Annotated in this window: 16 protein-coding genes; 9 read left to right on the top strand and 7 right to left on the bottom strand. The window is 39.0% G+C overall.

The features are described 5' to 3' along the window. Positions 1-26 precede the first annotated feature (26 nt). From QH639_RS12355 to QH639_RS12340, 4 genes are all read right to left on the bottom strand, one after another. A complete protein-coding gene (locus tag QH639_RS12355; protein ID WP_131519966.1) occupies positions 27-635 on the bottom strand; it encodes a copper amine oxidase N-terminal domain-containing protein in 609 nt (202 codons plus the stop codon). Positions 636-764: 129 nt separating this feature from the next. Next, a complete protein-coding gene (locus QH639_RS12350) occupies positions 765-1256 on the bottom strand; it encodes a DUF2975 domain-containing protein (protein WP_131519967.1) in 492 nt (163 codons plus the stop codon). A gap of 142 nt (positions 1257-1398) precedes the next feature. Next, the gene (locus tag QH639_RS12345; protein WP_131519968.1) at positions 1399-2106 is read right to left on the bottom strand and encodes a DNA alkylation repair protein; all 708 of its coding nucleotides are present in this window, start codon (positions 2104-2106) and stop codon (positions 1399-1401) included. An 18-nt stretch (positions 2107-2124) separates the two neighbouring features. After that, positions 2125-2721: a TetR/AcrR family transcriptional regulator C-terminal domain-containing protein gene (locus QH639_RS12340; protein ID WP_131519969.1), complete on the bottom strand. Its 597-nt coding sequence runs from the start codon at positions 2719-2721 to the stop codon at positions 2125-2127. A gap of 127 nt (positions 2722-2848) precedes the next feature. Between QH639_RS12340 and QH639_RS12335 the strand changes: the two genes are divergently transcribed. Then, a complete protein-coding gene (locus tag QH639_RS12335) occupies positions 2849-5929 on the top strand; it encodes an MMPL family transporter (protein ID WP_281116133.1) in 3081 nt (1026 codons plus the stop codon). Between the two features lie 84 nt (positions 5930-6013). On the opposite strand, the gene QH639_RS12330 is transcribed toward QH639_RS12335, so the two are convergent. Then, the gene (locus QH639_RS12330; RefSeq protein WP_281116130.1) at positions 6014-6634 is read right to left on the bottom strand and encodes a hypothetical protein; all 621 of its coding nucleotides are present in this window, start codon (positions 6632-6634) and stop codon (positions 6014-6016) included. 226 nt (positions 6635-6860) lie between these two features. On the opposite strand from QH639_RS12330, the gene QH639_RS12325 reads away from it, so the two are divergent. From QH639_RS12325 to QH639_RS12295, 7 genes are all read left to right on the top strand, one after another. After that, the gene (locus QH639_RS12325) at positions 6861-7250 is read left to right on the top strand and encodes a KGG domain-containing protein (RefSeq protein ID WP_131519972.1); all 390 of its coding nucleotides are present in this window, start codon (positions 6861-6863) and stop codon (positions 7248-7250) included. Positions 7251-7429: 179 nt separating this feature from the next. Beyond that, a complete protein-coding gene (locus QH639_RS12320) occupies positions 7430-7984 on the top strand; it encodes an integrase (protein ID WP_112117949.1) in 555 nt (184 codons plus the stop codon). A gap of 71 nt (positions 7985-8055) precedes the next feature. Continuing rightward, complete coding sequence (locus tag QH639_RS12315) at positions 8056-8238, top strand: hypothetical protein (RefSeq protein WP_227744851.1); 183 nt, start codon at positions 8056-8058, stop codon at positions 8236-8238. A gap of 126 nt (positions 8239-8364) precedes the next feature. Continuing rightward, positions 8365-8583 (top strand): hypothetical protein, encoded by a 219-nt coding sequence (locus tag QH639_RS12310; RefSeq protein ID WP_054549407.1) that lies wholly within the window; start codon positions 8365-8367, stop codon positions 8581-8583. 280 nt (positions 8584-8863) lie between these two features. Next, the gene (locus QH639_RS12305; RefSeq protein ID WP_281116128.1) at positions 8864-9901 is read left to right on the top strand and encodes a threonine aldolase family protein; all 1038 of its coding nucleotides are present in this window, start codon (positions 8864-8866) and stop codon (positions 9899-9901) included. Between the two features lie 94 nt (positions 9902-9995). Next, positions 9996-10547 (top strand): DUF1697 domain-containing protein, encoded by a 552-nt coding sequence (locus QH639_RS12300; protein ID WP_281116127.1) that lies wholly within the window; start codon positions 9996-9998, stop codon positions 10545-10547. Between the two features lie 35 nt (positions 10548-10582). Continuing rightward, the gene (locus QH639_RS12295; protein WP_281116126.1) at positions 10583-10795 is read left to right on the top strand and encodes a hypothetical protein; all 213 of its coding nucleotides are present in this window, start codon (positions 10583-10585) and stop codon (positions 10793-10795) included. A gap of 46 nt (positions 10796-10841) precedes the next feature. On the opposite strand, the gene QH639_RS12290 is transcribed toward QH639_RS12295, so the two are convergent. Then, entirely contained in the window at positions 10842-11033 is a 192-nt protein-coding gene (locus QH639_RS12290; RefSeq protein ID WP_131519977.1) for a hypothetical protein, read from the bottom strand. 456 nt (positions 11034-11489) lie between these two features. Here QH639_RS12290 and QH639_RS12285 point away from each other — a divergent pair, with 456 nt between their 5' ends. Next, complete coding sequence (locus QH639_RS12285) at positions 11490-12290, top strand: SDR family NAD(P)-dependent oxidoreductase (RefSeq protein ID WP_281116125.1); 801 nt, start codon at positions 11490-11492, stop codon at positions 12288-12290. Positions 12291-12352: 62 nt separating this feature from the next. Here QH639_RS12285 and QH639_RS12280 read toward each other — a convergent pair whose 3' ends face one another. Next, complete coding sequence (locus QH639_RS12280) at positions 12353-12856, bottom strand: DinB family protein (protein ID WP_048393832.1); 504 nt, start codon at positions 12854-12856, stop codon at positions 12353-12355. Positions 12857-12884 lie beyond the last annotated feature (28 nt).

Raw genomic sequence — 12884 nt, 5'->3', positions numbered from 1 at the left:
GGAGCATACTGCTTAAGACTTGTCCATTATTTAGTTGAGATATAAACAACAAGTGCTGCCTCATCAAATGTTACATTTGCGCCAAGTGCTTGACTGACAAAGCGTAAAGGCACCATTGTTGTACCTTGATATATTTCAGCAGGATGGCTGAGTGTGATTGTTGATGCAGAACCATTTGTATCAACATAAGCCGTTTTATTCCCCACACCAATCACAATTTTTTTACTGTCCTTTGTTGCCGTTACTTTTTTCGTTGCATTATCATAGCTAACCGATGCCCCAAGAGATTCAAAGATTGCCTTCATTGGCACTAAGGTTGTGCCATTTTTCATATAAGCGCTAGGCGTATAATTTTGCTTCACGTCATTTAAATAGACAGCAACCTTCGTTAATACAGGTGCTACCGTTGCTTTAGGGGCTGGCGTAGAATAACTTTGACCGCCTGAAGAAGACCCTGCATCATTGCCACCATTGCCATTATGATAATGATAGCCAGAACAAAGCCCTTTAGCCTTTGATTTGTCAGAACAGTTGTGACCGCCATTGCTATCTAAACGCCCTGGATGTGCGCTCGCAATAGAGGCTGTGGTGAAAAATAATGTAAGCATCGCCATCAACAAAACCAATTTCTTCATATAAATCCTCCAATTATCAAAATATGTAATTATTATACTATTGAAAAGAGAATTTTGATATGTTTTTATAGGAAATTAGTTTTAACCCATTAAAAGGCACTACCAGTCAAGATTGGTAGTGCCATTTTGTTATACGGTTAATTGATTTTCGTTTTGGAGATCAATGGCTTTTTGGAGCAGTCGATGCAGAACGGCTGCCAAGGTTGCAATCGTACTGGTTACAAAGATGCTGATAAGTGTCAGCGTAATAATTCCTGTAATATCTTCCTGGCCAGTAAACATTATCATAATTGATGCAATACCTAGCGCAAGGCCGGCTACAATAGTGAGAGCACAATTTTTGATCGTTCTCAAAGCCCGTACAGATGATTTGGAGAACGCTTTATGCTGGTCGATGTTCGTTAAGAGGCGATAGGCCTGATACAACGCCGTGTAATAGGGAATGCATAGTGCATACACATAGAGTAAAAAAAGATAAGACAAATAGGAGGATTCGGGATGTGCCGCTGCATCTCTACTGGCTATCCCAGGTAGCCAAAATAGTCCTAAAGCTAATACAGGGATACCTAGCAGCATAATCACACTCTTTAGGAAAATGGTTGAGCCCTTTTTATGTTTCATACAAAACACCTCACTGGTAATGGTATATTGATTTTAAAATAAAATTTATCGTTTTTCAATAAAAACATATTGCTATTCATTGATTTTTTTCGTTTTAAAAGACATCCATCCTTATAGGATAGATGCCTTTTAAGTGGGATGATTAACATCTTACATATTTACGTTTAAAGCCAATTCTGCCTCGCTCTATTTCCTTTTGAATTGTTTCATAAGCATTTAGCTGTGTGCTTTTCTTGTTGTCTCGCTTCATTTCTACAGGACCAATCGCTTGTGCGGTTGCTACTGCTTGTTCGTGGAGCGGCACATAGGAAATAGCCACTGTGTATAAAAAATTATTCATGGCCGATTTTGTACGTTCGGGTACGTCGTGGATGGTATTTTTCACGACATCCAGCATGTTAGCCAGCTTGCTCTCGGAAAATTCGCTATCCTTGCGATTCCCTAATAGCCAGCAATAGCAGCTCCAGCCCGCAGACATTTTCAGTTCCTCACCACTGGCAATCCACGCATCCGCCACCTCCTGAGCAATCGGTGCCTCTGCTAAAGTAACCGCTACTACATAATCCGACAGCATATAAAAATAAGCTGCCTCCATCCATCGATTAAAATCTTCCACAGTCATGGCTTTTGGATCTGCTATGATGCCAGCAAAGTACATCGCATCATAGTTGCCCGTAGCATAAAGCTCTTCTGCAAGACTCTGATCTATTTTAATTTTCTTCGCAATAGGCTTCATGGCACCTGTTGCCACACCAAATAACGGCTCATGGGCGCCATTTGACATATACATTTTTTTCGTCCGTTCTTTGCCAAGAGCCTCTAGCTCCTGCATCACCAATTCAGCATTCATAATAGCACTTCCTTTTCTTTAAATATCGATTGCCTTGAGACAGCTAGTATTATTTACACCATATAGCGTTTTAGTTCCTTCTAAGTGGTCGCTTAAGAACCGATCCACCATTTGAATAAGCTCTTCAACGGAAAAATCAAGCTCGCCCTGTAGCCAGCTAATGGTAACAGCCGTAATGGATACAGTGAAAAAATGGGTCACAAAACTCATATATTTTTTCTCTACCTCTTGACACATTTCCGCAATTTGCTTCACAAAGTCTTCAATAATGCTATATATTTCTTGATGAAAAAAGCGATTAAAATGCTCATGGCCCATGGAGTTAATAGCATTTAGTGCAAACGCTCGATTTTTTTCTAAGTACAATAATATATCTCGATAGCCTTCTTGCCAAAGGCTTTCATCCTTATAATCATCCAGTAACTCAATTGCCTCTCGCTCTAGTGTCCACTTCAATAAATCATAAATATCCTCAAAGTGATAGTAAAACGTCTGTCGATTTAATTGTGCTTTCTCCATGACTTCCTGTATGGATATCTTTTCTAATGGCTTGAGTACCATTAATTCTTTTAAGACACTGGCTAATTGCCTTTTTGTTTTTTCACTTTTTTTCATACAGATCACCTTTTTTACAATTTTGCATTTTTGTCTGAATTTATACAGATCACGTTATCTGTCTATATCTTGCTCTTCCTTTCTTGATATACAGTATAGTCAGTTCTAATTGGAAAGGAAGAAAAGCATGAAAAAGTCATGGATATTGAGTCCTGTTTTTTGGGTGATAACAGTTATCGTGATGCTGATGATAATGCCTAATCTTGAAAAACTTGTACTAGATAAAGGACAAATCACATTGCCTAGTGACTTAGAGAGTGTCATTGGCACAGAGCTGTTAAACGATATTCAAAACGAAGGGAAGGATACCTATTCGTTTGTCTATGTATTTCATCAAGAAAAGGGTTTAACAGCTACTGATTATTTGGCAATCGAAGGGGTCCTTCATCATTTAAACACAAATAAGCTTCTTATCACAAATGCGCTCTTCCATACAGACAGTGAGCAGGCGGCGAATCAATTGGTTAGTAAAGACCATACAACCGTCATGGCACAATTGTCAATCGATAGAAAGATCGGTACAGCCAGTGAAGCAGCAGCGCTATTAAGGGCGGAAGTAAAAAATTTACCAATGGATACATATGTAACAGGAGCCGATATTGTGATGGATGATTTCTCTGCCACAACCCAAGATGGTGTGAAAAAGACTGAAATCATTGCTATTGTCTTTATCATTGCCATATTAGTGATTATTTTCCGTTCACCGATCATTCCATTGATCTCGCTTTTAACAGTAGGGGTGGCTTATGCTGTATCATTATCCATCATCGCCTTACTTACTAATTATTGGGATTTTCCGTTTTCTAACTTTACACAAGTATTTTTAGTTGTCATATTATTTGGGATTGGTACAGACTACAATATTCTTTTGTTTACTCGCTTTAAAGAGGAATTGGCTAAAACAAATCATGTCTTAAAGGCGATACAAAACACCTACAGAACCGCAGGCAAAACCGTATTACTAAGCAGTTCATCTGTGTTAATAGGCTTTACGGTGTTGTATTTTTCAAAATTTACCTTGTATCAAAGTGTTAGTGGAATCGCGATTGGCATTTGTATCTTATTGGCGGTTTTGATGACATTAAACCCATTCTTTATGGCATTGCTTGGCTTTAAGCTGTTTTGGCCAAGTAAGGTTATATCAGAGCATACTGAAAATAAGCTGTGGGGTTTTTTAGCAAAAAACGCCTTTGCAAGACCTATCGTTGGCATTATCTTTGCCTGTATCCTCACTGTACCATTTATTTATCACTATTCAGGAGAGCTTAATTATAATGATTTAGTAGAAATCGATGACAAATATGAATCGAAGCAGGCAATTAGTTTGATTGAAAAACATTATGAGCCTGGTATGAGTGCGCCCGCCACACTTGTCATCCAACAAAATGAATCGCTCGCAAGCACTGATTATTTACGTGCATTAGATGAATTAACTGGCATTATTGCGAATACACCTGGTGTAGCGAAAGTCTATTCTCCGACACGTCCAGAGGGGGAGCGTATTGCTGATCTTTATGTGAATGAACAAGCAAATACACTACAGGGGGGCTTAGGAGAAGCACAGGAGGGTGTCAGTTCCATTCAAGAAGGACTACAGGATGCCACCAATCAATTATCGAAAGAACAAGATGTCAGTGGTGTCCAAAATTTAATTAATGGCACCATACAATTACAGAATGGGGCTAGTGATTTAACGAATGCTTTACAGGGATTAACGAATGGCTTAGACAATGCAACAAATGGTTCTACCGATTTAATAGACGGGACAGTATCCCTAGAAGCGGGACTTGGGGAGCTTCAGCAAGGGCTCAATCAATTACAAACCTCCTATCAACAAATTGATACGGGCTTTCAACAATATCGTTCCGTTTTTTCTCAAATCGAGCAGCTAATCACGTCCTCTAAACAAGCGTTTGAAGGTATTTTAGGGGCCATGAATGCGTATGTCCAAGCAAACCCGGAAGCAGCAGAAGATGACAACATCCAAACAACTATAAGGACTGCTCAGCAGGGACTAAGTTCGTTAAATGCATTAGATGCTGTATCACTTTCAGCCCATTTTAATCAATTAACACAGACTTTTGGGCAAGCCAATACTTCCTTAGGTAATGCTCAATCAGCCATTGTGACTTTAAAAGCAGGCGCTCGTACTCTAAAAAATGGTGTCAATGATTTATCCCAAGGAATAGGGACAGCAGCACAAGGAGCCAATCAAATAACGACTGGTTCACACAATTTAACCAATGGATTAGCTGAGGTAAAAGCAGGTCAACAGCAATTACAGCAACAATTAATTAGTCTACAGGATAGCATGGTGGAACTGCGCAATGGATTAGGCGAAGGAGCAGAAGGGCTAGAAGATATCTACGCAGGATTAGATGATGCAAATAGCTATTTACATGAATTGTCAAACAAAGAAACAGGGACATTCTTTATACCAGCAGAGGTGTTACAGGGTGAGTTCCAGGAAAGCTTAAATGCCTATATGACCGATGATCGTCATGCCGCAACCTTCATGATTATTCTGGATGTCAATCCCTATAAGGAAGAAGCTATGACGATTATGCGTGACATCAAGCATCGAGTAGACAGCTATGTGGAAAGTTCGTTATTGCAGCAAGCAAACGTCTATTTAACAGGTAAAACAATGAGTAATATCGATTTACAAGAAATTTCTTCAGCTGACTTTATACGAAGTGCAGTACTGATGCTTGCCGGCATTAGCGTGATTTTATGGTTAATCACACGCTCCTTTTTACAAACACTTATTATTAATGCCAGCTTATTAATCGCGACATTTTCCAGCCTTGGTATAACTGAAATGATAGCGAAACAGCTGCTAGATTATGACATGCTTAGCTGGAATGTACCGTTCTTTACGTACATTATGATTGTCTCACTTGGTGTGGATTACTCAATTTTCTTGATGATGCGCTATAACGAGACAGCACAAGCAGGACTGAAGGAAATTATTCCGACAAGCCTACAGATGGGAAGCATTATTTTAGCAGCGGCTGTTATTTTAGGTGGCACCTTTGCTGCATTAATGCCATCTGGCGTTATTACGCTGATTCAGGTAGCGATGGCAGTCATTATTGGATTAGTGATCTTGACGTTTATGATGATGCCAATTTTTATTCCAGCTTGGTTTGGGTTTGCCGACAAAATAAAATTATTCCTAGCAAATAGAAAAGAGAAAAATCTGTAATGTCATCTATTTTTTTAGAATAGAAAAAATACTATTATATGAAATGAAGATGTGGATTTGGTATTTTCCAAATCCACATTTTAGCTAGAGCCTATTCCAAATAAACATAAATTGAGCTGCATCCGATTCGAGGGCAATTTGATGATAGTCTGTTGAATCATCATCTGTAATCAAGCGACCTTTTTGCACGTTTAAAATGGCATGTTTAACAGAGTCTGGATGTTCAATCGTATAGTGGGAGTCTTTTAGAAGAGTGAGGGCAGATCGACATTTATGTTTATCGATGCGCTCATTTTTTCCTTTAAAATACAGCTTAATTAAATAGGGCACATCGTCAATGATTAAACCGAGCTCAGGATTGGAACGCACAATTAAATCGTCACAATACCAATTTGCCTTACCTGGTTCAAACCACTGAACGTTTTTATTTTTTAAGAATTTTATATAGGCTTTAACGGCTTCTTGGTAATTTTTCTGGCGTGCAGGAAGGGCATTATCCACGATGTCGAGTAAATAGGTATCATTAAAACGCTGCTCATGGTATTTTTTTAATCCATCACGCAAGGCTTTCCAATAATCTTTTATTGGATGGTACTCTCCCTGATATTTGATATCCTTCACAAATTTTGTTTTTGCTGCACTTCCCTTCATTGTGAAGTCTGTAAATTGTGTTAAACCAATAGATGGCTTTGTGAGCGTCGTCATTTTTCCATCACCCTTCTTTCATCATCGATGACATACTATAGATTAGTATTATATTGGAAAGGGTACATGTATATGATTGATGGGCTTGTTAACAATCAGCTCCTAACAGTATTCTATTACAATAAGAAAATCAATTTTTTAAAAAAATATGTTTAGATGTGTTTTGACTGGGAATATAAATAGCGAGCTAGTAAAAAGCTCAAAAAAATATTTAGGAGGAATAGAAATGGCTAACAAGCAAAACAATCGCAACAGAAACAACAATGAAAACATGACTGTCGAAGAAGCGGGACGTAAAGGCGGAGAAGCTACCTCCAAAAATCATGACCGTGATTTTTATGAAGAAATAGGACGTAAAGGCGGCGAGGCTACGTCTAAAAATCATGGACATGAATTTTATCAAGAAATTGGCCGCAAAGGTGGAGAAGCTACGGCAGAAAACCACGGCGAAGAATTTTATGAAGAAATTGGCCGCAAAGGCGGAGAAGCTACCTCTGAAAAGCACGACGACGATTTTTATGAAGAAATAGGACGTAAAGGTGGAGAAGCACGCAGTAAACAGCGTAGTAACAACTCCAACGGCAATCAAAATCGTCGAAATAACAATAATAACTAATCACTTTTAAATAGCTTGAAACCCTTCACACACAGGGCGTTTGTAGTTTTAAACTACAGGCGCCTTTTTTGTTGTTAAGTTCCTCTCAATCCACAGGATAAATTTGTTGAATTTCTCCTAATTGTAGTATATATTTAATCCGCTTCTATTTGTTTTTAGAGGAAATGAGGATAGAGAGAATGACACAACTTAAAGATAAAGAACTATTTCAGGTAATTCAATCCGTCGTGCAGGCTGTGAACATGACGGTCAAGATAAAACAAGATGATTCAGGTATTAATATGAGCTATAACTTTATTGGGGATTATGTAGGATTTGATGCGAAACGATTAGTAGAGGCAAGAAATGAACTAATGCTTCCAACTTCACTTGAAATTTATGTCAAAACAATGACCCTTCATGAGCTAGGTCATGCAGTGGATCGACAAGCATTACAGGCGTCACTTCCACGTACAATTGAAATCTTTACGATGAAAAAGCAACATGCCTTAAAAGAAATATATCGTCAGGAACAACTACTAGCCATGCTGATTGAAGAACATGAAATGAATATTCAATTTGAGCAAACGGCTTGGGAAAATGCATGGATGCTTAACCATACACATCACTTAGTTCCTGAAAAGGACTTTGACTATATCAAACAGCATAGCCTAGCGACCTATCAGCGTTTATATGAGCAAGATTTACAAGCTTATCACCATCTTTTGAACCAGCAGATGGTGCAATTAGTTTAGCTAGAAATAATCATTTCATACCGTCGCGGGAATAGATCAAACCAAATAGGGCAATGTAATACTACTTGGAGGTGATCATTTTGACAAAGGGCAAGCAATATAAACGTCAGTCAGAGTTGGCGGAATTAGCGACAGATTTAAGTCCAGATGATTTAGATGTGCGCGAAGAAAATGCTTTAACACAAGAGCAAAAGAAAAATTCGAGCGAAGGAAATCGTTCAAAAAAATCTGCCACACGCAAATCGCAATCATAACGTAAACACCACAATCATTTCCGATTGTGGTGTTAATTTATCTATTGCCACTTTTACATAGAACTGTACTACCGAGCGTTGATTTAATGTTACAATTTATAGAATGAATGAAAGGAGCTGGAATAAATGATTTTATTTATCGTATTTGTTGGAGTTGTCGTTGTCATAGGCATCGTCAGTAATGCAAATAAAAATCACAGCAAATCAAATGAGCACAATCACCATATCCATTCCACTAACGAATTTTCAACTAATGATGCATATCTTTCCTCCCAGGACAGCCAACAGTGTGCTGATTCTAGTGCTACTACGAGTGACTCATCCTGTGGCTCCGGTGGGGAATGAAGGTGGCCCATTCTGAATTATGGAGATATTGCTAGTAAATTGGCTTATGAGAATTCAAAGTAATCGAACTAAGAGCAAATTTTTATAACGTGATCAAAAGCGGAGGAGGTCTGTTTTGCACCGATCTCTTCCGAAGTACATATGTAAAATTTCATCACCTCACCACTAGTAACTATTGTTACTAGAGAAATTGTGAACTGTTCTTTAAGATATAGCGAAAATGAAGCAACAGGCGTAAGATAGAGGAATAGATAGAGAGAATTTGGAGGTAGTAGTTGATATGATTCGATTCGAAAATGATTATGCAGAAGGTGCCCATCCACAAATTTTGCAGCGGTTAGTGGCTACAAATGAAGAACAATCTCCTGGGTATGGTATGGATGAGCATTCCGAAAAAGCAAGAGCGTCTATTAAAAAAGCGATTGCAGCGGAGCAGGCAGACATTCACTTTTTAGTGGGGGGGACACAAACGAATACGACCGTGATAGCGTCTATTTTGCGTCCTCATCAGGGCGTCATTACTGCTAGTACAGGTCATATTGCGGTACATGAAACAGGAGCTATTGAGGCAACTGGTCATAAGGTGCTGACATTGCCTAGCGATGATGGCAAACTAACTGCGGCACAGGTGAAAGCCTGCTATGATGCGCACTGGCTGGATAGCACACATGAGCATATGGTGCAGCCAGGCTTAGTGTACATATCTCACCCTACAGAAAATGGCACGACCTATAGTAAGGCAGAATTAACAGCCTTACGTGAAGTTTGCCGAGACTGTGACCTACCACTGTTTATCGATGGTGCTCGTTTAGGCTATGGTCTAGTGGCACAAGACAGTGATTTATCACTCGCTGATATCGCTAAGCTTTGTGATGTATTTTATATTGGTGGCACTAAAATGGGTGCATTGTTTGGCGAAGCAGTCGTGATTGTTAATCCTGCGTACCAAAGGGATTTCCGCTACATGATCAAGCAAAGAGGAGGGCTGCTTGCCAAAGGTCGATTATTAGGCATTCAGTTCGAAACGCTATTTGAAGATACGCTCTATATGGATATTTCGCATCATGCGGTAGATATGGCAATGCTGATACGACAGGCATTTCTCGATAAAGGCTTCGCAATGCGCTATGATTCAAAAACGAATCAGCAATTTCCAATTTTACCAAACCATCTACTTCCAACGTTAGAAGAAAAATATTCCTTCTCCATTTGGGAAGCATACGATGATACTCATACAGTTGTGCGCTTTTGCACAAGCTGGGCTACGACCAAAGAAAATGTGGATCGTTTACTAGACGACATCCACCAATTAGTATAGCCAATCAAGCTGCACCTTCCGTCAAAGGGTGCAGTTTTTTCCTATTATTCCCTAACTCTTGCTATACTATAAATAACAGGAAAGGTGGAAGCGAATGACTAAATACGTAGCACTTTTAAGAGGTATTAATGTAGGTGGGCACAATAAATTAAAAATGGCTGAATTGAGAGACGCGTTGCAACCATTAGGACTCCAAAATATTCGGACCTATATTCAAAGTGGCAATATCCTGTTTGAATCGAGTGAATCAGAAGAACTTTTACAACAGCAAATTCAAGAGACCATTCAAACTACCTTCACTATCACGAGTACAGTAATCGTTCGTACAGCTGAAGAATTTTGCTCTATTGTGAACAATTGTCCTTTTTCAGATCAAGACTTAGCAGATGCAAGAGCTGTAGCTACAGGGGAAAGTCTCCATGTTGCACTACTTCCAACAGTTCCAACTGAAGAGAACGGTGCTAAGTTATTACAATATGCAAGTGAAAAAGAGCGTTGCATGATCAAGGGGAGAGATGTCTATCTTTTATTTTACGATAGCATTCGCAATGCCAAGCTTAGTCAACAACTGCATAAGCTAGAGGTGCCTGCTACAGTTCGCAATTGGAAAACGATGATGAAGCTTGCGACAATGATTGGTGAGTAGAGAAATTCATCTTTTCTAAAAGGAGGCGTGTTTAGATGAGACGGGATCAAGTAGGTTATTTTATTTATCCTTTTTTATACTTCATTGTTAGAACGGTGAATCAATGGAGGAAGCATGAGTCGATTGCATGGGGAGAAAATGTGACGATGATGGTCATCACAATGGTCTTCATCTATTTCTTTGTTTGGATGTGGAATTGGTCCAAAAAGCCGTATCAATGGGGAAAAAAGAATAATAAAGAAACATAAAGCAAGAGAGCAAATTTCATTTATTGAAATGATGCTCTCTTGTTTTTTATTTGAACTTTTCGGGTTTTGTGGCTTTAATAGAGGCAATTTCTCCACATTGCGTACAGACAGTGAAAATAAGGGGTGAACCTGAGGAAAAGATGGTATTCATGGGTCTTAAAGCAGCATAGCCATCTAATTTTCCTTCAGAAAAAGATTGCCCGCCACAGGCTTTACAACTATATGTATTTGTTTCCATATTCTCACCTCATAATGTAAGTTTAAGGAAATTATAGCATAGAAAAAACTACAGCGATATGCATCACTGTAGTCAGAATTGGTTGATACCCTTTGAGGTTTTCAAAAGTATTATAGCATAACAACTTATTCATTGTATAGATGAAGGAAAATAACTAGATGTTGCGACTTCATGTGACTTTATCGAATTGGCTATTTGAAGGAAAAGATTGGGTGTTTTCTGATTGGTGATATCTTTATTCCTGAAAATATGCTGTTTAACTACGTTATAGACATAGAGAATGTTTAGTGAATCATTTATGCCATCTTCACGATCTTTGTAAAATCAACAAGTTCACAGTGGAGCTATAAAATGCTAAAGGTTATTAGTTTAAAATTAAATAGTTTAATGTTAAACTATTTTACGTTAGGAGAGCTAATTTGCTCTTTTTCGTGTGATTTGAAGGAGGAATTGAAAATGGATCGAGTAAAAAATAAAGTGGCATTAGTGACAGGTGGAGCTTCTGGTATTGGTTTATCAGCAGCTAGCTTGTTAGCAAAAGAGGGCGCGAAAGTAGTCATTGCTGATTTTAATGTAGAGGGTGCTAAAGAAGCAGCAGCAACTTTAGTCAATGATGGGTATGAGGCGGCAGCTGTTTTCCTTGATGCAGGGGATGCTTCCTCCATTGAAGCGGCCGTGAACTTCACTGTAGAACGATACGGCTCATTAACGGTGCTCTTTAATAATGTTGGGCTAACTAACCTGAAGAAAGATTTAGATATATTAAATATTGATTTAGATGAGTGGGACCGCTTAGTCAATGTGAATTTAAAATCCATATTACTAGGAAGTCGTTTTGCCATTCCATATATGCAAAAAGCGGGCGGCGGTTCAATTATTAATACGGCATCCATGGCTGCATTCGCTAGTGACCAAATTCGTACAGCCTATGGGGCAACAAAAGCAGGTGTGGTGAATATGACAAGAAACATTGCCACACAATTTGGGAAGGATCATATCCGTTGTAATGCGGTTGCACCAGGTCTCATATTAACACCTGCCGCAAAAAACAATATGCCAGAAGAAATGCTGGCCATTTATGCGAAATTTAATGCGCTACCATATCATGGGGAAGCGGATGATATTGGCCATGCAGTTGTATTTTTAGCCTCTGACGAATCAAAATTTATGACGGGCCAAACATTACAAATTGAAGGCGGACATTACCTCGCTAACCCAACCATCGCTGATACGAATAACTGGCTAGCATCTTTATAGTTAATCAATAAAAGAGGTTGTCTTAAAATAGACAACCTCTTTATTAGTTGGCACAAGCTTAGCTACATTTGAGGAGCTTCCAACCCAAACTGAGCCCATTCCTCTTTCGCTGGACCATAAATACCTGGAACAGTTAAACCAGCCTGACGCATCAGAACCGTCATTTGACCGCGATGATGACTTTGATGCTGTAGTAAAAATAATAACAGGGAACCATTGGGCATTTGTTGACCAATAAATTCAATCGTTTCAGTCATTGTCTTGTCAGTCCATTGCGATTGTATCGCTTCCACAAAGGCTTCACTCGCTTGGTGATAGCCATCTGCAATGAACTGAGCAGAGGTAGGAACTGGAAAATCCTTTGCTGGGGCTTCAAACGCTAAATTCGAATTCGAGGTAATAATTCGAATTGCAGTAACCGTGTGCCAAGCAACCCGTCCTAAAGTCCAGTTTTCCGGAGTGATTGCCTGATGTAGTGATTCATCTGTTAGATGATTAAGTAATTTTTGCGTAGCAGCGGCTTCAAATGCCCAAGACTGTAAAAAATGATCGATTGTTTGAAACATGAAATCCCCCCCAAAATAGCCTATGATG

Origin of the sequence: Lysinibacillus sp. 1 U-2021, from assembly GCF_029916965.1 — a bacterium.
Taxonomy (GTDB): Bacteria; Bacillota; Bacilli; order Bacillales_A; family Planococcaceae; genus Lysinibacillus; species Lysinibacillus capsici.
The sequence above is the reverse complement of the archived record's forward strand: the minus strand, read 5'-3'. Positions and strand labels throughout refer to the sequence as shown.

Bases quoted from the DNA above. Each gene is read 5' to 3' on its own strand.
- QH639_RS12355 (WP_131519966.1), bottom strand. From the start codon at position 635: ATGAAGAAATTGGTTTTGTTGATGGCGATGCTTACATTATTTTTCACC.
- QH639_RS12350 (WP_131519967.1), bottom strand. From the start codon at position 1,256: ATGAAACATAAAAAGGGCTCAACCATTTTCCTAAAGAGTGTGATTATG.
- QH639_RS12345 (WP_131519968.1), bottom strand. From the start codon at position 2,106: ATGAATGCTGAATTGGTGATGCAGGAGCTAGAGGCTCTTGGCAAAGAA.
- QH639_RS12340 (WP_131519969.1), bottom strand. From the start codon at position 2,721: ATGAAAAAAAGTGAAAAAACAAAAAGGCAATTAGCCAGTGTCTTAAAA.
- QH639_RS12335 (WP_281116133.1), top strand. From the start codon at position 2,849: ATGAAAAAGTCATGGATATTGAGTCCTGTTTTTTGGGTGATAACAGTT.
- QH639_RS12330 (WP_281116130.1), bottom strand. From the start codon at position 6,634: ATGACGACGCTCACAAAGCCATCTATTGGTTTAACACAATTTACAGAC.
- QH639_RS12325 (WP_131519972.1), top strand. From the start codon at position 6,861: ATGGCTAACAAGCAAAACAATCGCAACAGAAACAACAATGAAAACATG.
- QH639_RS12320 (WP_112117949.1), top strand. From the start codon at position 7,430: ATGACACAACTTAAAGATAAAGAACTATTTCAGGTAATTCAATCCGTC.
- QH639_RS12310 (WP_054549407.1), top strand. From the start codon at position 8,365: ATGATTTTATTTATCGTATTTGTTGGAGTTGTCGTTGTCATAGGCATC.
- QH639_RS12305 (WP_281116128.1), top strand. From the start codon at position 8,864: ATGATTCGATTCGAAAATGATTATGCAGAAGGTGCCCATCCACAAATT.
- QH639_RS12300 (WP_281116127.1), top strand. From the start codon at position 9,996: ATGACTAAATACGTAGCACTTTTAAGAGGTATTAATGTAGGTGGGCAC.
- QH639_RS12295 (WP_281116126.1), top strand. From the start codon at position 10,583: ATGAGACGGGATCAAGTAGGTTATTTTATTTATCCTTTTTTATACTTC.
- QH639_RS12290 (WP_131519977.1), bottom strand. From the start codon at position 11,033: ATGGAAACAAATACATATAGTTGTAAAGCCTGTGGCGGGCAATCTTTT.
- QH639_RS12285 (WP_281116125.1), top strand. From the start codon at position 11,490: ATGGATCGAGTAAAAAATAAAGTGGCATTAGTGACAGGTGGAGCTTCT.
- QH639_RS12280 (WP_048393832.1), bottom strand. From the start codon at position 12,856: ATGTTTCAAACAATCGATCATTTTTTACAGTCTTGGGCATTTGAAGCC.